Genomic DNA, 22816 nt, shown 5'->3' with positions numbered 1-22816 from the left:
GAGTGGTCCGGGCCCCGTCAGGCGCGTACGTAGAAGGGCTCGCCCGGCGGCGTCGCCTCTGCCGGCAGTACTGCCAGGTCGAGGCCGCGCACCAGGCGGGCCCTCAGCGTCTCGTCGGCGGCGAGGCGCTGGGCCACGGACCTGGCCGCCTCGGCCGCGGGTGCGGCGGGGTCGAGGACCAGGGCGAGGGTGCCGTCGGCCTGCCCCGGCCCGAGGTGGGCGCGCAGCACGGCGGGCTCCGCGGCGACGACGGCGCGCAGTGCCTCGGTGACCGCGGGGTCGGTCAGCGGATCGGTCGTCGTGCGCCCCTCGGCGAGCGCGAGCAGCAGCGGCCCGGTCAGCTCGAAGGGCACGGGCCCGGCCAGGTCGAGTACGACCGTGTCGGCCTTCTCGTGTGCGGCGGCCTGCAGGGCCTGGTGCAGCGGGACGGCGACGGGGCGGGCCTCCGGGTCCCAGCGGGCGAGCGAGTCGGTGGAGGTGAACGCGGGCAGCGCGGTGCGGTGGCCCGCCTTCAGGGTGGGAACGGCCATGTCGCTGGTCTTCTCGCGGCGCAGCCCCTGCTCGTCCTCCTCGACCTCGCCGAGCACGGCCACCACGGGGACCAGCAGCCGGGTGCCCTTGAGCGCTTCGAGTACCGGAGCGACGGCGTTGCCGTCCTCGGCCCACGCGGCGAGTGCCGCGCTCAGCCGGGGATCGGCGGAGCCGTCGTCGTCACGGTAGCCCGGGTCGGGAATGTTCTTGTTCGCCACGGTCGTCGAGCCTATCGGCCGTCGGGGACAGGCTCGGACGGGGGCGGTGCGAGAAGCGGGAGGTACGGAAGGTGCGGGAGGTGTCGGGGAGGTCCGACGGGCGGGGGGCGCGGCTGGCGGCCGCCATGTCGGCGGTGCCGGTGGCGGACGGCGCCGAGGTGTCGGTGGGGGTACTGGATCCGGTTGCCGCGGTCAGCGTCTGCCACGGTGACCGGGCGTTCGTCACCGCGAGCATCGTGAAGGTCGACATTCTGGCGGCGCTGCTGCTCGCGGCGCAGGACGCGGGACGGGGACTCACCGGGGAGGAGCGTGCGTACGCCGCCGCGATGATCGAACGCAGCGACAACGACTCGGCGTCGGCGCTGTGGCGCTCGATCGGACGGGCGGCCGGCCTCGACGCGGCGAACGCCCGCCTCGGGCTCGCCCGGACCGCGGGCGGCGACGGCATCCGATGGGGGCTGACCCGGACCACCGTCGCCGACCAACTCCTGCTGCTGCGGCAGGTGTTCGGCGCCGGGGCGGACTCGGAGCTGACCGGGGCCTCGCGGGCGTACGTGCGGGGGCTGATGGAGGGGGTGGTCGCGGACCAGGCGTGGGGGGTGCCGGTCGTGGCGGACGAACTCCTGACGGACGGCTCGTCGTGGGCGGTGAAGAACGGCTGGGTGCCGCGCGACGCGACCGGGCTGTGGGTCGTGAACAGCGTCGGACGCGTCACGGTCGACGGCCGGGACCTGCTGATGGCCGTGCTGTCCGACGGCAACGCGACGATGACTCAGGGCGTCGCGCTGGTGGAGGCGGCGGCACGGGCGGCGGTGTCGGTGTTCGTGGGGGACGGCGGACACCGCGCCGAGTGACGGCCGGTGACACCGCTCGGTCCTCGCGGCACTGGACGTCCGTGCGGGCCCGTACCTCCTCGCGCGCTTCTACTAGACGTCCTCGCGGCTCGTGCGGCGGCCGCGCCACAGGACGACCGTGGCGACCAGCAGGACGCCGCCCGCGCCGCCCGCCAGGGGTGCGGCCCAGTCGGCGGTGTCGCCGTCGGAGTCGGCGGTGTCCGGACCGGGACCGAAGTACTTGTCACCGTGGGCCGCCGGCTTCAGGCCCTCGGGCTTCAGCCGGGCCGCGGCCTCGATGGCGGCGGCCGGGTCGACGAAGCCGAAGCCGCGGGAGTCGTCGCGGCCGTCGGCGGGGGCGTTTCGGGCGGTGTCCTCCAGGAGGCTCTTGAGCTGGGCCGGGGTCAGCTCCGGGTGGGCCGCCCTGACCAGGGCGACGGCGCCGGAGACGAACGCCGCGGCGGCGCTGGTGCCCCAGCCCTCGTAGTACTTGCGGTCGGGGTCGGCGATGATCACGTCGACGCCCGGGGCGCTGACCGTGGCGTACCAGCGCCGGGTGGAGAACGGGGCGCGGGTGCCGTAGCGGTCGACGGCGGTGGCGGTGATGACGCCGGGGTAGGCGGCCGGGTAGGAGACGCGGTCGCCCTTCTCGCCGCCGTTTCCGGCGGAGGCGACGACGGCCACGCCTTTGCGGAGGGCGTACTGGATTGCCTCGTCCTCGCCGGACTCGGGGTGTGCAGAGGCCGAGTCGTCGCCGAGGGAGAGGTTGATGACGTCGGCGCCGTGGTCGGCGGCCCAGCGGATGCCCTCGGCGAGTGCGTTGCCGCGGGTGCGGCGGGCCTTGGCGCGGGACGGGTCGCCGTCCTCCAGGATCACCCGGACGGGAAGGATCTTCGCTCCGGGCGCGATGCCCAGGACACCCTCGGCGTTCCCGGCGCCGTGTCCGTGACCGGCGATGATCCCCGCCATGGCGGTGCCGTGCCGGGCCCAGGCACGGTCACCGGATTCGGCACCGAAGCCGACCAGGTCCTTGCCCTCGAGGACGTTGCCGGAGAGGTCGGGGTGGTCGGCGTCGACCCCGGTGTCCAGGACGGCGACGATGACGCCGTCGCCCTGGGTGGTGCGCCATGCCTCCTGGGTGTGCAGGGCGTCCAGGCCCCACTGCTGGGCGCGGATTCCGTCGGCGTGCGCGGCGGTGACGGGGAGCAGGGCGAGGGTGGCGGCCAGGAGGGCGCTCAGGGTCGCGGCCCTGGCGGTCGCGGTCCTCATGAAGGCTGCTCCGTGGCCGTGCCGACGTTCTTGCGCAGGCCGCGTTCGACGCGGTCGGCGAGGCCCTGTGCCTCGTGGCCGAGGCCCGCCTGGGCGGGGGCACTGGTGGCGCCGGACTCCATGGCGTCCTCGGCGGGCTGCGGGGTCTCGACGGCACGGCCGTCGGCCCAGCCGGAGACGGCGTAGACGACGACGGGGGCGTCGGTGAGGACGGAGATCGCCCAGGAGGCACGCTGCCCGGCGCCGAAGTCGGCGGCGGCGGTGCCCTTCGCGGGGTACGGGAGGGGCACCAGGTCGGTGCGGCGGTCCAGGCGTTCCTTGTCGACCCGGCCGGCGAGGGAGGCCGTGCCGGCGGCGTCGGCCTTGGTGAACAGCAGGCCGACGGTGGTGACGTGGCTCTGGGTGGCGTCGGTGTAGGTGGCGCGCAGCAGGCGTGCGCAGCCGAGGGGGTCGAGCAGCTTGCGCAGCAGGGGGTCGAAGGCGTCCTCGCAGCCGCTGTCCGGGGCCACGGCTATCCGGGTCCAGAGCCGGTCGGCGTCGCCGGGACCGGCGCCCCTGCCCTGCACGGTGGGTGGGAACAACTGGTCGACCGGGACGCTGTGCCACAGGCTTCCGGCCGCGGTGAAGCCGCTGCGGGGCCCCGTCTCGCCGGAGTCCCCGGCGAGCCAGCTCCCGGCGACGGCGCCGCCTATCAGTCCCACCCCGAGGACGAGGCAGACCGCGGCGGCCACGATATGGGACCGGTCCCGCTGTCCGAGGAGCCGTGGCCGGGCGTTCTCGTCGTATCCCTCGGGCCGCGCGAACGACACGACGGGCCGGCGGGGCCGGAGGCTCCGCCGGGCGTCATGGGAGCGCTCCAGGAGAGCGCGGAGTCGGGGGAGCCCGGCCGCGGGGCCGGAGCCCAGGTGTCGTCCGGTGCCGGGCGGGGCGGCGGCGTGGTCGACCGGGGCGGGGTGACCGTGTGGGGGGCCGGTTCGGCGGATGCGGGTACCGAGCGCAGGCGGGTGGTCGTCTCCGAGGGGGTTTCGGCGGGGGTGTCCCGACGCCGGACGGTGGGGCGGTGTGCGGGCTGCCCCGGTACGGCGGTCGAGCCGTTCGGGGCGGTGCCCGCAGCCGGTGTCCCCCGGCCGACGGTCGGCGGCGTGTCCGGGAAGCGGGCGGAGGCCTGCGGTGGCGGCGGCGTGCCGTCCGTCGGTCCCCCGGCGTCGAAGCGCGGGAACCGGGGCCGGGACGGCGCGGAGTCGGAACGCGAAGGGTCGGAGGGCGAGGAGGCGGCGGGCGGCGGTGCCGCCGCAGGCGCATGTCGAACGCGCCCGTTCCGCCCGAGGTCCTGCCCTTGGGCTGAACCGGCGCGGTGCCGTTCACCGGTCCCCCGGCGGGTGTCCCCGGGGGCGTCTCCTCAGCGCCGGTTTCCGGCTGCCGCCGGTCCGGCTCCCGGGTGTCGTCGTCCGGTGTGCCCGGCGGGTGCGGCAGCGTGGACGGTGGCGGAGGGGCCGTGGGGCGCGGAGGGTGGGAGGCGCGCTGCGCTTCCGTACTCATGCACCCCCCGTTTCGTCGTGCCCGGACCGTTTCCTCGCGGCGGGCCGGTGTCTGCTGCGGGGCCCGGCACGAAGTCGTCCCGGGCAGAGATACCCGCACGGGTGGAGCGTCATCCCGGCACGAGCCTTCGTCCGGCGTGGTTCCGCCGGGCGTGCGCGTCACTCTACGGCGTGATCCCGATCGAACGGGAACCAGTCGGCAGGGCCGCGGCATCTGCCCGGAACGTCCCCCTACCCTGCGGTAATCCTGTCTGGCAGGCTTCGTTCATGACTGTGCGCGCCTCCGACCGGGCCCGTTACGACCAGGCCACCGCCCACCTCGACGCCCCGCTCGCGATCGTGGATCTGGACGCCTTCGACGCCAACGCGGACGACCTGCTCCGCCGGGCCGGCGGGAAACCGGTCCGGGTGGCCGGCAAGTCCGTGCGCTGCCGCGCTCTGCTCGAACGGGTCCTCGCCCGGGACGGTTTCGCGGGCGTCATGTCGTTCACTCTCGCCGAGTCCCTGTGGCTGGCCCGCTCCGGTTTCGACGACATCCTGCTCGCGTATCCCTCCGCCGACCGCGCGGGTTACGCCGAGCTGGCCGCCGATCCCAAGCTCGCCGCCGCCGTCACCGTCATGGTCGACGATCCGTCGCAGCTGGACCTGATCGACGCCGCGCGCGCGGGCGGCGGTGAAGTGGTGCGGGTCTGCCTGGAGTTGGACACCTCGCTGAAGCTGCTCGGCGGCCGGCTGCGGGTCGGGGCCCTGCGTTCCCCGCTGCACTCCCCCGCACAGGTCGCCGAGGTGGCCCGCGCGGTGGTCCGGCGCCCCGGGTTCAAGCTGGTGGGGATCATGGCGTACGAGGGTCATGTCGCGGGCGTCGGCGACGCGGTGGCCGGGCAGCCGCTGCGCTCCCGGGCCGTGCGGCTGATGCAGGCCGCCGCACGGCGGGAACTGGCCGGTCGACGTGCGGCGGTGGTGCGGGCGGTACGGGAGGTCGTACCGGATCTGGAGTTCGTCAACGGCGGCGGTACGGGCAGTGTGCAGTTCACCGCCGAGGAGGACGCGGTCACCGAGATCGCGGCGGGTTCGGGGCTGTACGTGCCGAGGCTGTTCGACCACTACACGTCGTTCACCGGGCGTCCGGCGGCGCTCTTCGCCCTGCCCGTCGTACGGCGGCCGGGCGTGGGCGTGGTGACGGTGCTCGGCGGCGGGTACCCGGCCTCCGGCGCGGCCGGGGCCGACCGGCTGCCGGTGCCGTATCTGCCCGAGGGGCTGCGCTACGACCCGCGGGAGGGGCCCGGCGAGGTCCAGACGCCGCTGCTGGGCCTGCCGGCCGACGATCTGCTGATCGGCGACAAGGTGTGGTTCCGGCACGCCAAGGCGGGCGAGCTGTGCGAGCGGTTCGACGCGCTGCGGCTGATCGAGGGCGGCGAGGTGACGGCGACAGTGCCGACGTACCGCGGCGAGGGCATGACGTTCCTCTGACACCGGAGCCCCGGCCCGGCCCGTGTCACTGGTCGGGGCCGACGCTGCTGCCCACGCCGCCGCCCGGGTCCGCGTCGCCGACCGCGCGGATGCCCTTGGTGATGCGGTCCATGTCGGACAGGGGCGGGGCGTCCTCGCCGCCCTCGAAGACGTAGCGGACGACGATCGGCGACCCGGTGCCGACGCTGGACGGGAAGACCAGCGACTGCACATGGCCGCCGGGCCCCTTGCCCGTCGTGACGCGCCAGCGGACGAAGTACCCGGCGCGGCCCGCCACCGCGACCGGGCCGGACCTGACGACCTCGTGGGACTCGATGCCGCCGTAGGGGCTCTGGTCGAGGGCGTCCTCCTCGAAGGCGTCCTCGGCCGCGTCGGAGATGTCCTCCTTGGCGAGCAGTTCGGGGGACGTCTCGTCGGTCGCGGTCACCGTGCGGGAGATGACCATGCCGTAGCGGCAGACGCTGCCCTCGCCGGGGCAGTCGTGGGTGCCGGGGGTGGTCATGACGACGTCGTCCTGGCTGACGTGCTCCGGCCGGACCCAGCCGTCGAGGAGCGGGAAGGTGACGCCGTTGAGCTGGTCCTCGACGACGGCCGGGTCGTCGGCGGAGGATCCCGCGGACCCGGACGCGGACTCCGGTGCGGGCGGTGAGGGGGTCTCACTGTCCGGTGCGTGGGCGGACACCGTGCCCGTGGGGCCGGTCCCGGTCTCCGGGTCGCCGTCGTCGTCACCCAGCAGCACCGCGCCGGTGACGACCGCGGTGACGAGCACGGCCGCCGCCGCGGTGAGGGCGATGGCCCGGGCACGGCCGGTGCCGCCGGGAGACGGGGGCACCGGCCCGCCGGGGGCTTCGGGGGCGCGCCGGTGCTCGGTCCAGGCCGCACCGTCCCACCAGCGTTCCAGGTGCGGGGCGTGCGGGTCGGGATACCAGCCCGGTGCGGGCGTCATGCTCATCCGGGCACTGTAGGACGAGCGCTACAGCGGTGTGACGTACGCCCCCGAGATTGCGCCGTCCGCGAGGAGGTCGGTGGCGTGACGAAGGAGGAGTCGTCGCCGGCCAGGAAGGCGACGGCGGCGATCTCCTCGGCCCCGGCGAACCGGCCGAACGGGAGGTAACCTCTCCCTCTTGGCGCCGGCCTCGTGGACGGCGCCCTGATCGGCGGCGATCAGGGCCTGGCCCCGGGTCTGACGTGGACAGAACGAGCGTCGGAGGCGGAGGGGTACGGCATGGTGGCCAGGCCGCTGATCGGCATCAGCACCTGTGTGGAGTCCGGGGTCCGCTGGGGCGCGTGGCAGCTGGACGCCGCGCTGCTGCCCCTCGGGTACCCGCGGCTGGTGCAGCGGGCGGGAGGACTGGCCGCGATGCTCCCGCCTGACGCGCCCGAGCACGCCGTGGCGGCCGTGGCCAGGCTCGACGGGCTGGTCGTCGCGGGTGGTCCGGACGTGGAACCGGTCCGCTACGGCGCCGAGCCCGACCCGCGTACCGGGCCGCCCGCCCGCGCCCGGGACGCCTGGGAACTCGCCCTGATCCAAGCGGCCCTCGACCGCCGTGTCCCGCTGCTCGGAATCTGCCGGGGCATGCAGTTGCTGAACGTCGCCCTGGGCGGCACCCTCGTCCAGCACCTCGACGGCCACGCGGGGGTGCCGGGGGTCTTCGGCCACCACCCGGTCAAGCCTGTGCCGGGCACCTGGTACGCCGCTGCCGTCCCGGAGGAGACCTCCGTACCGGCCTTCCACCACCAGGCGGTGGACCGCCTCGGCGAGGGCCTGGTCCCGTCCGCCCACACGGTGGACGGCACCGTGGAGGCGATCGAACTCCCGTCCGCCGACTGGGTGCTGGGCGTGCAGTGGCACCCGGAAATGGCCGAGGACCTACGCCTCCTGCGCCATCTGACCCGAGCAGCCACGACACCCTGACCCACCCCGCCACGCCCGTTGGCCTTCCCCTCCCCGGTATACGGCAAGCGGGTGCTCAGCCGCGCGTCAAGGTCAGCAGGTCGCGGGCGGGGCCCGTGGGGCGGTGACCGGTCGGCCAGACCGCGCGGAGGTCGCGGGCCAGGGCGATGCCGGGTACGGGGATGCGGGTCAGGCGGCGCATCGCCAGCTCCTCGCCGACGGCCAGTTCGCTGAGGACCGCTGGGCCGGCGCCGCTCACCGCCGCGGCCTTCACGGCGGTCGTGGACGACAGCTCGATCAGCGGGCGGGCCAGACCGCCCAGGGCGGTGTCCAGGACCTGCCGGGTGCCGGAGCCCTTCTCGCGCAGGATCAGCGGGGTGGTCGCCAGTTCCTCGGCGGCGATCGGGCGACGGCGGCGGGCCCAGGCATGCATCGGTGCCGTCACCACGATCAGCCGGTCATGGGCGATCACCACGGAGTCCAGGCCCGCCGGCACCGTCACCCCCTCCACGAAACCCACGTCCGCCTCGTCCGACAACAGCCGCTCCGCGACCGACGCGGAGTTCCCGGCCAGCAGCGACACCGCCGTGTCCGGCCGCTGCGCACGCAGTGCGAGCAGCCAGCCCGGCAGCAGGTACTCGGCGATCGTCATGCTCGCCGCCACCCGCAGCCGTGAGTCCCGGCGGTCCCGCAGCGCCTGTGCCCCCGCGTCGAAGGCCTCCGCCGCCTCCACGATCCGCCGCGCCCAGTCGGTGACCAGCGCGCCCGCGTCGGTCAGCCGCGACCCCCGTGGTGAGCGGTCCACCAGTGCCACGCCGAGCTGGCGCTCCATGGACCGGACCCGGCTGCTGGCCGCGGGCTGGGTGATGCCCAGCTCGCGTGCCGCGCGGCCCAGGCTCCCGAGCCTGGCCACCGCCAGCAGCAGCTCCAGCGCCCCGAGGTCCGGTACCCGGTGGGCCAGGGTTCCGGCGGTCACGGACCTGTGTCCCGCATGGCCGTCGTCCGTCGCGCTCATAAGGTCAGCTTATGCCCTGACGGTGGTGTGTCAGCGGCGCGCTGCTCGCAGCTCCCGGGGCAGCACCGTCGCGGCTTCCGCCAACGACGGCCCGTACCAGGTGAGAAACCGGCCCCCGATCAGCGCGCACGGCACTCCCGGGAAGGCGTCCGGGCCGTCGTCGGCGGTGAAGCGGTAGGGCTCGTCGGGCAGCACGACGAGGTCGGGTGCCGCCGCGCGCAACGCGTCCACAGGGACGCGGGGATAGCGTTCCCGGTGATCCGCGTAAAGGTGGTCGACGCCGAGGCGGGACAGGAGATCGCCGGCGAAGGTGTCCCGGCCCAGCACCATCCAGGGCCGCCGCCAGACCGGCACGACCGCGGTCCGGCGCGTCGCGGGGGACGCCACGGCGTCCCAGGCGGCCTCGGCGTCGTCCAGCCACCGGGGGCGCGCGTTCACACCGCACGCCGTGAGCACCCTGGCCAGCTCGCCGAAGGCCTGGGGCAACGTCCGTACCTCCGTCACCAGCACCTCGAGGCCGGCCGCGCGCAGGTCGGCGAGGTCGGGCGGGCGGTTCTCCTCCTCGTTGGCGATCACCAGGTCGGGGGCGAGGGCGGCGATCCGCTCCACCTTCGGGTTCTTCGTGCCGCCGATCCGTACGACGTCGAGATCGGCCGGGTGCGTGCACCAGTCGGTGGCGCCGACCAGGGCGCCGGGGGCGGAGAGCGCCACGGCCTCGGTCAGGGACGGGACGAGGGAGACGATCCGCGCGGGACTCATCGGCGCGGCTTGTCCCGGACCGCCTCGATGTGCTCCGCGACGGCGACGACGACCAGCCGGGTCTCCACGACCGTGGCCCGCCACCGGTGCCGGACGCCTCCGGTGAGGTACAGGGTGTCGCCGCGGCCGAGGCGGTAGGCGCGGCCCTCCGCCTCGATCTCCACGGCGCCGTCCGCCACGTACATCAACTGGTCGTTGCGGAACTGGAATTCGCGCCCGGCGTCGTGGTCGCCGGTGAACTCGGAGGCGTGCATCTGGTGATGACCGCGCACCAGGGACCGGATGCGCGGTTCGAGCAGCGGCTCGGTGTCCTCCGCGCGGACGACGTCGACGCTGCACGCCGGGTCGGCGGCGGCGAGCAGTTCCACCGCGGTGGTGCGCAGGGCGTCGGCGACCTTCTCCAGGGAACTCTGGCTGGGGCGCGCGCGCTCGTTCTCGATCTGGCTCAGGAACGGGACCGACAGGCCGCTGCGCTCGGCCACGACGGCGAGGGTGAGGTCCAGCGCACGGCGTCGCCGCCGCACGGCCGCGCCCACCCGCAGAGGCTGCTCTTTGTGGTCGCCCATCGCCCCGGCTCCCTCCTTCGCCCGTCGTCCCGTACCCGGTGCGTGCACCGCTGTCCGGCGCACTCCTTCTTTTGAGTTGTCTGCACCCTACGCATGTTCGGCAAACCGTTTCAGGCGCCTGCCACGTAGGCGCCATGAGCGATCGCGCACGCCCCCACAGTTCACGCCGGCCGGTGCCCGGCCTGTTCGGTTCGATGTGTGCGGAGTGCCAGGTGTTTCCGCCATTGTCGCCGAAGTGGGGCGGGAGGTCACGGGGAGGTGCCCGGAAGTTCGGGGAGGACATAGCGGTGTGTGACTGTCCGGATTCCTCTCGTGTTTCCGGACAGGCCCGAGGGGCGGGCCCGGCCCCGCTGTCAGGCGCGGGGCCGGGCCCGCCCCTCGGGGGCGGCCGGTGGCTGCCGGCGCGGTGGTCACCGCGGCGACGTCACCGTCACTGCGGGGTCATGCGCTCCACCATGTCCGGGTGTTCCTGCAGCCAGGCGGCGACGGCTTCCTCCTCGTGACCCTGGCCGCGGTCCTTGATCTCCTTCTCCAGGGTGCCGAGTTCGTCCTCGCTCATCGTGAAGCCCTTGATCCACCGCGTGAGTTCGGGGTACTGCTCGGGGAACTTCTTGCTCGCGATGGTGTGGATGGTGTTGCTCTCGCCCCAGGTGCCCTTGGGGTCCTTCAGCTTGGTCAGCTCGTACTCGCTGTACGTCCAGTGCGGCGACCAGAGGGTGACCGCGATGGGCTCCTTCTTGGTGTAGGCGCGCTTGAGCTCGGCCAGCATCGCCGGCGAGGAGCCGTCGACGACCTTGTACTCCTTGTCCAGGCCGTAGCCCGGCAGGACCTTGGTCTTGAGGATGTCCATCTGGCCGGTGCCCGGCTCGATGCCGACGATCCGCCCGTTGAACAGGTCGGCCCTGCCCTTGAGGTCTTCGAGCGACTTGACGTCCTTGACGTACGAGGGGACGGCGAGCTCCAGTGAGACCGGTTCGTACCACGTACCGAGGTCGGTGAGCTTGTCCTTGCTCTTCTCCCAGTAGTTCTTCTGGGAGTGCGGCAGCCAGGCGTCGAAGTTGAGGTCGAGATCACCGGTGGCGAGGCCCGTGTAGACCGGCCCGACGTCCATCTGCTTCAGGTTCAGCGTGTAACCGCGCCGTTCCAGGACGTTCTTCCACAGGTAGGTGATCGCGATGTCCTCCTCCCAGGGGAACCAGGCCACGTCCAGCGGACGCTTCGCCTCGGCGGGAGTGTCACCGGAGCCGGACTGCACGGGCGCGAGCTTGTCGACGACGCCCGGGTTGTCCTTCAGCCAGGCACGGACGGCGTCCTGCTGCTTGCCCTTGCCGGCCTTGTTGATCTCGGCCTCCAGGCTGGTGAGTTCCTCCTCGGTCATCGAGAAGTCCTTCAGCCACTTGCCGACGGTGGGGTTGTCGGCGGTGAAGCCCTTGCGTGCCAGGCTGTGCACGCCGTCGCCCTCGCCCCAGGTGCCCTTGGGGTCCTTCAGCTTCTTCAGGTCGTAGTCGCTGTACGCCCAGTGCGGCGACCAGAGCGTGACGACGATCGGTTCCTTCTTGCTGTAGGCGCGCTTGAGCTCGGCCAGCATCGCCGGCGTGGAGCTGTCGACGACCTTGTACTCCTTGTCCAGGCCGTACTCCTTGACGACCTTGTCCTTCAGCAGGCCCATCATTCCGGCGCTGGACTCGATGCCGGTGATCTTCCCGTTGAAGGTGCCGGCCTTGCCCTTGAGGTCCTCGAGGGAGTCGAAGTCCTCCATGTAGGCGGGCACGGCGAGTTCGAGCGACGTCTCGTCGTACCAAGCGCCGAGGTCCTCGAGCTGCTCGCCGTACTTCTTCCAGTACTCGGCGTGGGTGGTGGGCAGCCACGAGTCCGTCTGGAAGTCGATGTCGCCCTGCGCGAGCGCGGTGTAGAGCGGGCCGGCGTTGAACTGCGTGGCCTCGACCTCGAAGCCCCGCTGCTCGAGGACCTCCTTCCACAGGAAGGTGGAGGCGACGCCCTCGTCCCAGGGGATGTAACCGATGGAGATCTTCTTGCCGTTGCCGACGTTCTTGGCGTCGGCGGTGGTGTCCGTGCCGCCGGTGTTGCCGCCGAAGATGCTCATGCCGCCGGCCACCAGGGCGAGGACGACGACGCCGATCACGGCGACCTGCGGACGCGGCCGGTAGGACCAGATCTTGAGCCCCTGCGCGACACGGGCCTTGGCGGCGGCGCGGCGGCCGAGCGGGGACACCTGGGTGCCCAGGGCACTGGTCATGCGGTCGAGGTAGATCGCCAGGATGACGATGGCGAGGCCGGACTCGGCGCCCAGACCGATGTCGAGCTGGCCGATGGCCTCGATGACCGCGCCGCCCAGGCCGCCGGTGCCGACCATGCCGGCGATCGCGGCCATGGACAGCCCGAGCATGATCACCTGGTTGACGCCCGCCATCACGGTGGGCAGCGCCAGCGGCAGCTGAACGCGCAGCAGGGTGTTGCGGGGCGTGGTGCCGAACGCCTCGGCCGCCTCCACGAGGTCCTTGTCGACCTGGCGGATGCCCAGCTCGGTCATGCGCACGCCGGGGGCGAGCGCGAAGATCAGGGTGGCGACGATGCCGGGGGCGGGGCCGGTCCCGAAGAAGAGGATCGCCGGGATCAGGTAGATCATCGCGGGCAGTGTCTGCATGAAGTCCAGGACCGGCCGCACGACGGCGCTGACCCGGTCCGAGCGTGCCGCCCAGATACCCACGGGCACCGCGATGACCAACGCGATGACGGTGGCGACGATGACCAGCGCCAGCGTCACCATCGAGTCCGCCCACAGTTCCATGGAATCGAGGAAGGCGAATCCCAGGAAGGTGAGGACACCGGCGAGGGTGCCGCGCAGCCAGAAGGCGATCACCGCGAAGATACCGGCGAGCAGCAGCGGTTCCGGTGCCTGCAGGACGGCGTTGACACCGTCGTAGGCGCCGGTGAAGACGGCCTTGAAGAAGTCGAACAGCCAGGTCACGTTGTCGAGCAGCCAGTCGACGCTGCTGTTGACCCATTCGCCGAGCGGAATCCTAGGCACGGGCCATCACCTTCTCGCCCTTGCCCCGCTCGGAGTCGCAGGTGCCGGGGGTGGCCTCCTCGTCGCCCATGAAGCCGACGAGGCGCTGCCGGGGCACGACCCCGATGACCGCGCCCTCGCCGTCGAGGATCGCCACGGGGTGCGCCGCGCGGGCGCTGATCGCGCACAGCTCGGTGAACGGCGTCCGAGGCGTCGCGGTCTCGCAGTCGCAGTCGGCCTCGTCGCCGCGCACCTCCCGGTCCATCACGGCCCCGGCGGTCAGCACCCGGGAGCGGTCGACGTCCTGGGTGAAGGAGGCGACGTAGTCGTTGGCGGGGCGGATCAGGATGTCCTGCGCGGTGCCGATCTGCACGATGCGGCCGTCACGCATCATCGCGATACGGTCGCCCAGGCGCATGGCCTCATTGAGGTCGTGGGTGATGAAGACGATCGTCTTCTTCAGCTTCTTCTGCAGCTCCACCAGCTGGTCCTGCATGTCGCGGCGGATCAGCGGATCGAGCGCGCTGAAGGACTCGTCCATCAGCAGCAGGTCGGCGTCGGTGGCGAGCGCGCGGGCCAGACCGACCCGCTGCTGCATACCGCCGGACAGTTCGTCGGGCCAGGACTTCTCCCAGCCTGCCAGGCCGCACAGAGCGAGCGCCTCGTCGGCGCGGCGTTCGCGCTCGGCGCGGGGCACGCCCTGCACTTCCAGGCCGTAGGCGGCGTTCTCGCGGACGCTGCGGTGCGGGAACAGAGCGAAGTGCTGGAAGACCATGCTTATCTTCTTGGAACGGACGTCGCGCAGTTCCCGGTCGGACAGCGCGGTGAGGTCCTCGCCGTCGAACCGCACCTGTCCGGCGGTCGGCTCCGACAGGCCGTTGAGCATGCGCAGCAGGGTGGACTTGCCGGATCCGGACAAGCCCATGACGACGAAGATCTCGCCCGGCTCCACGGTGAACGAGGCGTCGATGACGGCGGCCGTGATCCCCTGGTCGCGCAGCTCCTCACGGTCGGCCTCGTTGTTGCGCAGTCTCTCGACCGCCTGTCCCGGTCGTCTGCCGAACACCTTGTACAGATGCTCCGCTTCTAGCCTGGTTGACACGCGTACCTCTTGTTCTCGACGGCAAGGAAAGGAGCGACGCCCGGCGGTAGGCCCACGCGGTCCTGAACAGTTGAACCTGCAACCGGCATCGCTCCGTGGCGGCGCCTCCCCCGTTTCGGACAACGCAAACGTGTGTTCTGCTTCACAGAAGAAGCGCCTGACGCAACTCGTTGCGCATCCCGCACTCACCATCGTGCGACTGCGGGGCGCTGTCGGTGGCGTACGGCATGATGCGGAGCGTGACCGGACGACTCATGCTCCTCGACACCGCATCCCTCTACTTCCGCGCCTACTTCGGCGTCCCGGACTCGGTCAGGGCCCCGGACGGCACGCCGGTGAACGCCGTGCGCGGACTGCTCGACTTCATCGACCGCCTGGTCAAGGACCACCAGCCCGCCGATCTGGTGGCGTGCATGGACGCCGACTGGCGCCCGCGGTGGCGGGTGGAGCTGATCCCCTCCTACAAGGCGCACCGCGTCGCCGAGGAGCGCCCGTCGGGCCCCGACGAGGAGGAGGTGCCCGACACCCTGTCCCCCCAGGTGCCGGTCATCGAGGCCGTCCTGGACGCCGTCGGCATCGCGCGCGTGGGGGTCGCCGAGTACGAGGCGGACGACGTCATCGGCACGTTCACCGCGCGGGCGCGCGGTCCGGTCGACATCGTCACCGGCGACCGCGACCTGTACCAGCTGGTGGACGACGCGCGTGGGGTGCGGGTGCTGTATCCGGTGAAGGGCGTCAGCACGCTCCAGGTCATCGACGAGGCCGTACTGCGCGAGAAGTACGGGGTCGACGGCGCGGGGTACGCGGATCTGGCGCTGCTGCGCGGCGACCCGAGCGACGGCCTGCCGGGCGTGCCGGGCGTCGGCGAGAAGACGGCCGCCAAGCTGCTGGCCGAGTTCGGCGACCTGGCCGGAATCCTCGCGGCGGTGGACGATCCGCGGGCCCGGCTCACGCCGACCCAGCGCAAGCGCCTCACCGAGGCGCTGCCCTACCTGGCGGTCGCGCCCAAGGTCGTGCGGGTCGCGGACGACGTGCCGCTCCCGGACGTCGACACGGCGCTGCCGCGTGCACCCCGCGACCCGGACGCCGTGCGGGCACTGGCGACCCGCTGGGGCCTGGGGGGGTCCCTGGAGCGGCTGCTGACGACACTCGCACGGTAGAGCCGGCCGGGGGCAGCGGCATGCGGGCAGGAGGTATTCCCTGGGCAAAAGTGTTAACTTAGGTAAACCTAACCGAGTGACAGGGAGACTCCATGGCAGAGCGACCGGGACGCCAGCCGCGCAAGCCGCACTCCGGGCAGGTGGTCCGCACCGAGCAGCTGACCCCGCACATGCGGCGCGTGGTGCTGGGCGGTGACGGCCTGGCCGACTTCTCGGCGGACGCGGCCACCGACCACTACGTGAAGCTGCTGTTCCCGGCCGAGGGCGTCACCTACCCGGAGCCGTTCGACATGCGGCGGATCCGCGAGGAGTTCCCGCGCGACCAGTGGCCGGTCACCCGGACCTACACCGTGCGCCACTGGGACGCCGAGCAGCGTGAGCTGACCCTGGACTTCGTGATCCACGGGGACGAGGGGCTGGCCGGTCCGTGGGCTCTGCGGGTCCAGCCGGGCGAGACCGTGTTCTTCATCGGGCCCGGCGGCGCCTACACCCCCGATCCGGCCGCCGACTGGCATCTGCTGGCGGGCGACGAGAGCGCGCTGCCCGCGATCGCCCGGTCGCTCGAGGCGATGCCGAGCGGGGCCAGAGCACATGTCTTCGTGGAGATCGACGGCCCCCAGGAGGAGCAGAAGATCGACTCCGAGGTGGCGGTCACCTGGCTGCACCGCGGGGACCGCCCGGTCGGCGAGGCACTGGTGGAGGCCGTGCGGGGCCTGGAGTTCCCCGAGGGCCGGGTGCATGCCTTCGTCCACGGCGAGGCGCACTTCGTCAAGGAGCTGCGCCGTCTGCTGCGGGTCGACCGGCAGATCCCGCGCGAGGACCTCTCGGTCTCCGGCTACTGGCGGCTCGGTCACAACGAGGACGGCTGGCAGGCCTCGAAGCAGGAGTGGAACACACGGGTCGAGGCAGAGCAGGAGCAGACGCCGCAGCAGGCGGCGGCAACCTCCTGACCCTCCCCACTCGAACCGGCATCATCCGATCCGCCCGGTACCGGCGCTTCGCCGCTCCTGGTGCGGTGTTTCCGGGCTGTCGGGTGCCTTGTGCGGCGGCGCTGGTCGGGTGAACCCTGGGCCCCGCGCCGCGGCGGGCGGCGTGGCGAGGCTGCCCGGGCCTGAGCACTGGCCGAGGATCCGGGCGCGTGGCAGACACTTTTGAAGAGCTTGTGGCCAAGCAGCGCGCGGCGGACGAGGCGTATGTCCGCGTGCGCCATCTGCAGGAGACCTACGGGCCTCCCACCCGGACCAGGTGGAGCAGGCAGCAGACCAGCACCTGGGAGACCGCCTGGCGGGCCTGGCGCGACCTCGCCCGTGACGTCCAGCTGGCGGTGAGCGAGTACGCGCGGGCCGAGGGAAAACCGCGGCATGTGGTCGAGGCCGAGGTCAAGCAGGCGGTACGGCACGAGGAGCAGGGCGGGGAGGAGATGTAGCCCCGTAGCCTTGGCCCTCGTGACACGCAGACGCCGGATCGTCCCGCCCTCCCCGCTGCCGCAGCGCGACGGGGTGGACCCGGTGCGGCTCCGGCTGCCCGCGGCGGGGCCGGGGGCCACCGTGCGAGAGCATCTGGTGGCCCGGCTCCCGGCCGGCGCCGGTGTCATCGACGGCATGTTCGACGCGGAGCTGATCGTGGGGGCGGACGGGCGGCCCGTACCGGCCGACGCCCCGTACGCGCCGGGGCTGTACGTGTGGTTCCACCGGGAGCTGCCCGCCGAGGTGCCGGTGCCCTTCCCGCTGGAGATCGTGTACCGGGACGAGCACATCGTCGTCGCCGACAAGCCCCACTTCCTGGCCACCACGCCGCGCGGCAGCCATGTCGCCGAGACCGCGCTGGCGCGGCTGCGCCGCGAGCTCGGCATCCCCTTGCTGGGTGCCGCGCACCGCCTCGACCGGCTCACCGCGGGGTTGGTGCTGTTCACCGTGCGGCCCGAGGAGCGCGGTGCGTACCAGACGCTGTTCCGGGACCGGCGGATGCACAAGGAGTACGAGGCCGTCGCCCCGCACGATCCCGCGCTCGCCCTGCCCCGGACCGTACGCAGCCGGATCGTGAAGGAGCGCGGAGTGCTGACCGCCCGCGAGGTCGAGGGTGAGCCGAACGCGCTCAGCCGGGTCGAGCTCCTGGGCCACCGGGCGGACGGGCTGGCCCGGTACCGGCTGGTGCCGGGCACCGGGCAGACCCATCAGCTGCGGGTGCACATGAGCGCTCTGGGCGTGCCGATCCTCGGCGACCCGCTGTATCCCGAGGTGACCGCCCCCGTCCCGGCCGGTGATTTCCGGCGCCCGTTGCAACTACTGGCACGCACCCTGGAGTTCACCGATCCGGTGACGGGTGTGGAGCACCGGCTGCGCAGTGGCCGGACGCTCGCGGCATGGACCTCGTACGAGCAGTGGGCCACCGGTCAGTAGCCGCGCCACCACCGCAGGAAGCGTTGCCAGGCATCGGCCGGGCGGGCGGGCTCCGCGACCGCGGTCGCCGTCGGTTCCGCCACCGGCCCGGCGGGCTGTGGCACGGGCGGCGCAGGGGGCTGCGGCGCGGGCACGTCGTGGTGCCCGAACGGCTCGGGGCGGGCGGCGGACTCGGGGCGGGTGACGGGCCACGGCGTGGCCGACCGCTCCGGCTCGGGGTCGCCGATGTGCCAGTTGGGCCACGGGGCCGGCTGGTGGTCGTGGTTCGGCTGCGGGGTCACCTCCTGGGGCGGCCTGGGCATGAACTGGACGGGCAGCTCGATGAGATGCCGTGAGGCGATGGACTCGGTGTGGCGCAGGTCCTCGTCGTCGACGTCGAGTTCGAGGTCGGGCAGCCGCATCAGCAGCGCGTCGACACCGGTCTCGGCGATGGCGCGCCCGATGTCCTGTCCGGGACACTCGTGCGGGCCGCCGCCGAAGGTGAGGTGGGAACGGTTGCCCTGCATGGTGGCGGCGAGGTCCGGCCGCACCCGCGGGTCCACGTTGGCCGGGGCGGGGGCGAACAGCAGACCGTCGCCCTTGCGGATGCGCTGGCCGCCGAGTTCCGTCTCCTGCTTGGCGAAGTAGGCGAAGACGGTGCTGAACGGCGGCTCGTCCCACAGCAGTTGCTCGACCGCCTCGGGTACCGTCATCTGCCCGCCGTTGAGCTGGGCCCGGAAGCGCGGGTCGACCAGCACCGTGCGCAGCACGTCGGCGAGGAGGTTGGCCGTCGACTCGTAGGCGGCGATGAACACCACCCGCAGGTGCTCTCTGACCTCGTCGTCGGTCAGCCCGGCCGGGTGGGTGATGAGATGGCTGGCGAAGTCGTCCTGCTGCTCCACCCGGCGGCGCGCGGCGAGCCGGCCTAGGGCGTCCATGACGTACGCGTTGCTGGCGATGGCGGTCTCGGTGCCCCTGAGCATGTCGCGGGCCGCCTCGACCATCCGGTCGTTGTACTCGTCGGGCATGCCGAGGACGTGGCACATCACCGCCATCGGAAGGTGCTCGGCGAACTGGCTGACGACCTCGGCCTCGCCCTGCTCGCAGAACCGGTTGACGAGACGCTGGGTGCAGCGGTTGATGTGCCGGCGCAGACTGCGGAAGTCGATGGTCGACATGGCGTAGTCGATCGCGTCGCGCAGCCGTTTGTGCTCGTCGCCCTCGGCGTGGGAGCACATCGGCTGCCAGGCGATGTGCGGCATCAGCGGATGGTCGGGTTTGACCAGGCCCTCCCGGAGCGGGGACCGGATGCGGCTGTCCCGGCAGTACTGGGCGGAGGTGCGCACCATGTGCAGGTTCTCGGCGTGGCCGAGGACCACCCACACGGGCACGTCGCCGTGGAGCAGCGCCGGGGCCACGGGGCCGTGTTCGGCGCGAAGTTCCTCGTACAGCTTCTTCAGGTCCGCCGACTCGTGCAGCCGGGGCAGCCCCCCGGAGCCCAGGCCGTGCGCGGGGCAGCCGGGGGGCGGGCCGAGCCGGGGGGGCGTCCGTTCCGGTCGGGGAGTGGGATTCAGGCGTCACAGTGGTCGCTCCGGAAAAAGGGGGAGAGCAGGGGTCGGGGGGTGGGACGGTTCGGGACACGTCGTGGAGGGGCGGACCGGAGGGCGGGTGTCAGGCGAGCGAGCCCGTCATGGCGAGCGAGTGCAGGAACCGCATCAGCGCCATCAGGACGTCCCGGCTGGAGGCCCGGCGTCGCACATCGCGCTCCATGAGGGGAATGCCGTCGGGTAGATCGAGCGCCGTACGCAGATCCTTCAGCGGACAACGAGGCGCGTTTGGGAAGGAGTTGACGGCGACCACGAACGGCACCCCGCGTTCCTCCAGCCGCCCCATGACATCGAAACTGACTTCGAGGCGACGCGTGTCGACCAGCACCACCGCGCCGAGCGCCCCCTCGAACAGCCCGTTCCACAGGAACCAGAACCGCTCCTGGCCCGGGGGGCCGAAGAGGTAGAGCACCAGCTGTCGGTGATCTTGATGCGGTCGAAGTCCATGGCCACCGTGGTGGCCGTCTTGGTCGCGGAACCGAAGTTGTCGTCGACTCCGACGCCGGCCTGGGTCATGGTCTCCTCGGTGGTCAGCGGCTTGATCTCGCTGACCGCCCCGACCATGGTCGTCTTGCCGACTCCGAACCCGCCCACGATGACGATCTTCACCGCGGCCTCGGCCGTGTGCGGCAGCTGATCCTCGGTCCGTGGCCCGGGAGGGCCTCAGAGCCTTTGAAGTCCATGCATCACCGCTTCGAGAAGGGAACGGTCGGGGAGCGCCTGACGGACGATCGGGGCGCGCGCCTGCACCAGTTCCGCCGTCAGCATCTCGGTGAGCAGCACGGTCACCACGCTGAACGGCAGGCTGAGACAGGCCGACAGCTCGGCCACGGACAGGGGGGCGGCACAGAGCCGGAGCAGTGCCGCCTGCTCGGGCGTGGCGGAGGGCGGTGGGTTCTCGACGCGCGCCACGATCAGCGTGACGAGGTCGAGGTTCGCGCGGTTCCCGTCCGCCCCGGCGACGACGTACAGCCGTTCCGGGTTGGGCCGCTCGTCCTCCCTGGCCTGGTCCGGTTTCGGAGGGGGGTCCTCCTGCGGGGTGCGCCTCTGGCGTTTCGGAGGCGTCATACGGTCTGCCCGTTCCGGCGGGGCGGGCTGGTGAGGTGGGCGCCGATGCGGACGACGAGATCGCGCATCATGGTCCCCATCCGCCCGGGTTCGCAGGTCATGTCGGAGAGCACCGCGAGGTAGGCGTTGGCGCCGGCGGCCATCAGGTAGAAGTAGCCGCCGTTGATCTCGATGATCACCATCTTCATCTCACCGTCGCTGCGAGGGAGTTCCCCGGCGACGGCACCGGCGAGGCTCTGCACGCCGGCGCAGGCCGCGGCGACCCGGTCGGCGGCGTCCGGCTCGCCGCCGAAGCGGGCGATGCGCAGGCCGTCGGCCGAGAGCACCACGATCATCTGGACGCCGGGAACGCCGTCGGCGAGTTCCTTGAGCATCCAGTCGAAGTTGGCGCGTTGCTGGATCACTTGAGATCCCCCTCGTCGTCGGCCTCGGTACGGGCCGGTTCGTTGATCAGATGCAGGTACGCGGTCGGGTTCCGGGTGAAGTCGGTGGGGTGGACGCCGGGTTCGAGGTCCTTCTTCAGGCCGTCCCAGAACGCGTCGACCCACAGGCCGGGTTCGCGTTCGTCCTTCGGCTCCGCGGGCTCGGGTTCGGGCATCGTCCAGGAGGACTGAACGGTCTCGCCCCGCTCGGCGGCCTCTCGTTCGGCCCGTTCGGCGGCGGCCTGTTCGGCGTACCGCTGGGACAGCGGGGTCCTCACCCGGCTGCGGCGTTGCGGCAGGCCGCCCGCGGTCCACTCGGTGACCACGGGAACCTCGTCCTCCATGGAGACGGTGGCGGGGATGCTCGGGCTGGTGGGGCGGCGCTTCTCCGGGGCGCGCTTGGGGCCCGGGAGCGCGTCGACCTGCACGGGCACCGCCGTCGCCCCGATGCCGTGGGCGAGGCCGACGCCGGGTTCGGTGGTCATCATGTCGCTCGGCACGACGAGGACGGCGCGGACGCCGCCGTAGGCGGAGGCCCGCAGCGAGACCTGCATGTCGTAGCCGGAGCAGAGCCGGCCGATGACGGCGAGGCCCAGGCGCGGGCTCACCCCGAGGTCCTGGAGGTCGACGCCGGCCTTGGCCTGCTCCAGCTTGGTCTCGATCCGGGTCCGTGCCTGCTCGTCGAGGCTGACCCCGGCGTCCTCGATCTCGATGGCGACGCCGGTCTGCACCTCGATGGCGGTGACGTGGACCTTGGTGTGGGGCGGTGAGTACCGCGTGGCGTTGTCGAGGAGTTCGGCGACGGCGTGGATGACAGGCTCGACGGAGATGCCCTTGATGTTGACCTTGGCGATGGACTTCAGGTCGATGCGGCGGTACTCGAGGATGCGGGACATGGCGCCGCGCAGCACGCTGTAGAGGGCGACCGGCTCGGGCCACTGACGTCCGGGACGGCCGCCGCCGAGTACGGAGAGGGAGTCGGCGAGGCGGCCGATCAGCGCGGTGCCGTGGTCGATGCGGAGCAGGTCGTCGAAGACCTCGGGGTTGCGGCCGTGGTCCTCCTCCATCTCCCTCAGCTCCTTGGCCTGCTGATGGACGATCGCCTGGACGCGGCGGGCGATGCTGACGAAGGAGCGCTGGGAGGAGTCACGCAGGGCTTCCTCGTCGTCGATGATCTTCAGCATCGTCTTGAGGAGTTTGATCTGGTACTGGGGCAGATCACGCCAGGCCGGGTTGACCTCCTTGAGGTGGAGGAGCACTTCCCTGGGGGTGTTTCCGCGGTGCAGGAAGTCCAGGGCCTCGGGGACCACGGCGTCCGCGAAGTGCAGTGTCTCCGTGTCATGGGCGGCGATCCGCGCCTCGAGGTACGCACGGTGGCGGTCGTGCTCGGCACGCTCGTCCCGCAGGGCGCGGCCGCGGCGCATCGCCTCGGCCGCGGCGGCGGTCACCAGCAGGGTGGCGACGACACCGCACGCGCCGACGGCGATCCGGGCGGGCTCCGTCACCAGGGCGACGGCGGCTCCGGTTGCCGCGGCCATCAGCACGGCGGGGAGCAACAGCACGCGCGCATAGGGAAGTTCAAGGCGACCGGGCGGGGATTGGACACTCACCATGTAGGCCTCTGAAACGAATCGGCTGGTGGTCGGTGGGGGCGTTCGGGGGCGTGATTGATCTGGAAACCGCGGGAATCATCCGCATAATGGGGAACAAGTGCACGAATTCATACCAACTCGGTGCGCTGCGGGCGAGCTTAGTCCGACCGGATCATCGCCGTGTCATATTCAGCAAGTGCCGGAAACGGCCGAGGGGACAGGAGTACGCTCGGACCCATTTGCACGCTGGGAGCCCATTCGTACACCGTGTGTCACGGTGTACGGGCGTACGGGATTCGCTCACCGTGAAGGGCGAAGAGCGCCCGCGCTGCGCGGTATCGCGAGGAGCTGCGAGGTGTCCGGAGC

Annotated in this window: 19 protein-coding genes and 3 pseudogenes; 7 read left to right on the top strand and 15 right to left on the bottom strand. The window is 72.2% G+C overall.

Features of this window, described 5'->3' with window-relative positions:
- Positions 1 to 17: 17 nt before the first annotated feature.
- Entirely contained in the window at positions 18 to 749 is a 732-nt protein-coding gene (locus WJ438_RS32505; RefSeq protein ID WP_406728384.1) for an SseB family protein, read from the bottom strand.
- An 80-nt stretch (positions 750 to 829) separates the two neighbouring features.
- On the opposite strand from WJ438_RS32505, the gene WJ438_RS32500 reads away from it, so the two are divergent.
- Positions 830 to 1603 (top strand): hypothetical protein, encoded by a 774-nt coding sequence (locus WJ438_RS32500; protein ID WP_406728383.1) that lies wholly within the window; start codon positions 830 to 832, stop codon positions 1601 to 1603.
- Positions 1604 to 1675: 72 nt separating this feature from the next.
- Here WJ438_RS32500 and mycP read toward each other — a convergent pair whose 3' ends face one another.
- Complete coding sequence (gene mycP / locus WJ438_RS32495) at positions 1676 to 2851, bottom strand: type VII secretion-associated serine protease mycosin (RefSeq protein WP_406728382.1); 1176 nt, start codon at positions 2849 to 2851, stop codon at positions 1676 to 1678.
- Positions 2848 to 3660 (bottom strand): hypothetical protein, encoded by an 813-nt coding sequence (locus WJ438_RS32490; protein ID WP_406728381.1) that lies wholly within the window; start codon positions 3658 to 3660, stop codon positions 2848 to 2850. The genes mycP and WJ438_RS32490 overlap by 4 nt, the downstream gene beginning before the upstream one ends.
- Positions 3661 to 4656: 996 nt before the next feature.
- Between WJ438_RS32490 and WJ438_RS32485 the strand changes: the two genes are divergently transcribed.
- Positions 4657 to 5859 (top strand): amino acid deaminase/aldolase, encoded by a 1203-nt coding sequence (locus tag WJ438_RS32485; RefSeq protein WP_406728380.1) that lies wholly within the window; start codon positions 4657 to 4659, stop codon positions 5857 to 5859.
- A 25-nt stretch (positions 5860 to 5884) separates the two neighbouring features.
- Here WJ438_RS32485 and WJ438_RS32480 read toward each other — a convergent pair whose 3' ends face one another.
- Entirely contained in the window at positions 5885 to 6805 is a 921-nt protein-coding gene (locus WJ438_RS32480) for a DUF2510 domain-containing protein (RefSeq protein ID WP_406729876.1), read from the bottom strand.
- A gap of 27 nt (positions 6806 to 6832) precedes the next feature.
- Positions 6833 to 6966, bottom strand: a pseudogene (locus tag WJ438_RS32475) (short-chain dehydrogenase); the annotation flags it as partial.
- 118 nt (positions 6967 to 7084) lie between these two features.
- Here WJ438_RS32475 and WJ438_RS32470 point away from each other — a divergent pair.
- Positions 7085 to 7774 carry a gamma-glutamyl-gamma-aminobutyrate hydrolase family protein gene (locus tag WJ438_RS32470; RefSeq protein WP_406728379.1) on the top strand — a complete coding sequence of 230 codons (690 nt, stop codon included), beginning with the start codon at positions 7085 to 7087 and terminating at the stop codon, positions 7772 to 7774.
- A gap of 55 nt (positions 7775 to 7829) precedes the next feature.
- Here WJ438_RS32470 and WJ438_RS32465 read toward each other — a convergent pair whose 3' ends face one another.
- The 5 genes from WJ438_RS32465 to WJ438_RS32445 form a co-directional block, all read right to left on the bottom strand.
- The gene (locus WJ438_RS32465; RefSeq protein ID WP_406728378.1) at positions 7830 to 8768 is read right to left on the bottom strand and encodes a LysR family transcriptional regulator; all 939 of its coding nucleotides are present in this window, start codon (positions 8766 to 8768) and stop codon (positions 7830 to 7832) included.
- Positions 8769 to 8798: 30 nt separating this feature from the next.
- Complete coding sequence (locus WJ438_RS32460; protein ID WP_406728377.1) at positions 8799 to 9527, bottom strand: helical backbone metal receptor; 729 nt, start codon at positions 9525 to 9527, stop codon at positions 8799 to 8801.
- Complete coding sequence (locus WJ438_RS32455) at positions 9524 to 10093, bottom strand: helix-turn-helix domain-containing protein (protein ID WP_406728376.1); 570 nt, start codon at positions 10091 to 10093, stop codon at positions 9524 to 9526. Before WJ438_RS32455 ends, WJ438_RS32460 begins: the two co-directional genes overlap by 4 nt.
- A gap of 430 nt (positions 10094 to 10523) precedes the next feature.
- The gene (locus WJ438_RS32450; RefSeq protein ID WP_406728375.1) at positions 10524 to 13142 is read right to left on the bottom strand and encodes an ABC transporter permease/substrate binding protein; all 2619 of its coding nucleotides are present in this window, start codon (positions 13140 to 13142) and stop codon (positions 10524 to 10526) included.
- A complete protein-coding gene (locus WJ438_RS32445; protein WP_406728374.1) occupies positions 13135 to 14223 on the bottom strand; it encodes a glycine betaine/L-proline ABC transporter ATP-binding protein in 1089 nt (362 codons plus the stop codon). Before WJ438_RS32445 ends, WJ438_RS32450 begins: the two co-directional genes overlap by 8 nt.
- 230 nt (positions 14224 to 14453) lie before the next feature.
- Between WJ438_RS32445 and WJ438_RS32440 the strand changes: the two genes are divergently transcribed.
- From WJ438_RS32440 to WJ438_RS32425, 4 genes are all read left to right on the top strand, one after another.
- Positions 14454 to 15383, top strand: coding sequence for a 5'-3' exonuclease H3TH domain-containing protein (locus tag WJ438_RS32440; protein ID WP_406729875.1), 930 nt, complete (start codon positions 14454 to 14456; stop codon positions 15381 to 15383).
- 92 nt (positions 15384 to 15475) lie between these two features.
- The gene (locus WJ438_RS32435) at positions 15476 to 16333 is read left to right on the top strand and encodes a siderophore-interacting protein (RefSeq protein ID WP_406728373.1); all 858 of its coding nucleotides are present in this window, start codon (positions 15476 to 15478) and stop codon (positions 16331 to 16333) included.
- 188 nt (positions 16334 to 16521) lie between these two features.
- The gene (locus WJ438_RS32430; protein WP_406728372.1) at positions 16522 to 16809 is read left to right on the top strand and encodes a hypothetical protein; all 288 of its coding nucleotides are present in this window, start codon (positions 16522 to 16524) and stop codon (positions 16807 to 16809) included.
- 19 nt (positions 16810 to 16828) lie between these two features.
- Positions 16829 to 17782 carry an RluA family pseudouridine synthase gene (locus tag WJ438_RS32425; RefSeq protein ID WP_406728371.1) on the top strand — a complete coding sequence of 318 codons (954 nt, stop codon included), beginning with the start codon at positions 16829 to 16831 and terminating at the stop codon, positions 17780 to 17782.
- On the opposite strand, the pseudogene WJ438_RS32420 reads toward WJ438_RS32425, so the two are convergent.
- The 5 genes and pseudogenes from WJ438_RS32420 to WJ438_RS32400 all read right to left on the bottom strand — a co-directional run bounded on the left by WJ438_RS32420 (position 17776) and on the right by WJ438_RS32400 (position 22471).
- Positions 17776 to 19342: pseudogene (locus tag WJ438_RS32420) on the bottom strand (cytochrome P450). The gene WJ438_RS32425 and the pseudogene WJ438_RS32420 sit on opposite strands and share 7 nt — an antisense overlap.
- 90 nt (positions 19343 to 19432) lie before the next feature.
- Positions 19433 to 20051: pseudogene (locus WJ438_RS32415) on the bottom strand (GTP-binding protein).
- A complete protein-coding gene (locus tag WJ438_RS32410) occupies positions 20032 to 20436 on the bottom strand; it encodes a DUF742 domain-containing protein (RefSeq protein WP_406728370.1) in 405 nt (134 codons plus the stop codon). The pseudogene WJ438_RS32415 and the gene WJ438_RS32410 overlap by 20 nt, the downstream one beginning before the upstream one ends.
- Entirely contained in the window at positions 20433 to 20840 is a 408-nt protein-coding gene (locus WJ438_RS32405) for a roadblock/LC7 domain-containing protein (RefSeq protein ID WP_406728369.1), read from the bottom strand. Before WJ438_RS32405 ends, WJ438_RS32410 begins: the two co-directional genes overlap by 4 nt.
- Positions 20837 to 22471, bottom strand: coding sequence for a sensor histidine kinase (locus WJ438_RS32400; RefSeq protein ID WP_406728368.1), 1635 nt, complete (start codon positions 22469 to 22471; stop codon positions 20837 to 20839). The genes WJ438_RS32405 and WJ438_RS32400 overlap by 4 nt, the downstream gene beginning before the upstream one ends.
- Positions 22472 to 22816: the final 345 nt, after the last annotated feature.

The organism is Streptomyces sp. GD-15H, assembly GCF_045291515.1.
GTDB lineage: Bacteria > Actinomycetota > Actinomycetes > Streptomycetales > Streptomycetaceae > Streptomyces.
Note: the sequence above shows the minus strand (reverse complement) of the source record. Positions and strands in the feature narration are given on the sequence as shown.

Excerpts from the sequence above, each read along its gene's own strand:
- mycP (WP_406728382.1), bottom strand. The coding sequence starts at position 2,851 with ATGAGGACCGCGACCGCCAGGGCCGCGACCCTGAGCGCCCTCCTGGCC.
- WJ438_RS32485 (WP_406728380.1), top strand. The coding sequence starts at position 4,657 with ATGACTGTGCGCGCCTCCGACCGGGCCCGTTACGACCAGGCCACCGCC.
- WJ438_RS32480 (WP_406729876.1), bottom strand. The coding sequence starts at position 6,805 with ATGACGCCCGCACCGGGCTGGTATCCCGACCCGCACGCCCCGCACCTG.
- WJ438_RS32470 (WP_406728379.1), top strand. The coding sequence starts at position 7,085 with ATGGTGGCCAGGCCGCTGATCGGCATCAGCACCTGTGTGGAGTCCGGG.
- WJ438_RS32465 (WP_406728378.1), bottom strand. The coding sequence starts at position 8,768 with ATGAGCGCGACGGACGACGGCCATGCGGGACACAGGTCCGTGACCGCC.
- WJ438_RS32460 (WP_406728377.1), bottom strand. The coding sequence starts at position 9,527 with ATGAGTCCCGCGCGGATCGTCTCCCTCGTCCCGTCCCTGACCGAGGCC.
- WJ438_RS32455 (WP_406728376.1), bottom strand. The coding sequence starts at position 10,093 with ATGGGCGACCACAAAGAGCAGCCTCTGCGGGTGGGCGCGGCCGTGCGG.
- WJ438_RS32440 (WP_406729875.1), top strand. The coding sequence starts at position 14,454 with ATGCGGAGCGTGACCGGACGACTCATGCTCCTCGACACCGCATCCCTC.
- WJ438_RS32435 (WP_406728373.1), top strand. The coding sequence starts at position 15,476 with ATGGCAGAGCGACCGGGACGCCAGCCGCGCAAGCCGCACTCCGGGCAG.
- WJ438_RS32410 (WP_406728370.1), bottom strand. The coding sequence starts at position 20,436 with ATGACGCCTCCGAAACGCCAGAGGCGCACCCCGCAGGAGGACCCCCCT.
- WJ438_RS32400 (WP_406728368.1), bottom strand. The coding sequence starts at position 22,471 with ATGGTGAGTGTCCAATCCCCGCCCGGTCGCCTTGAACTTCCCTATGCG.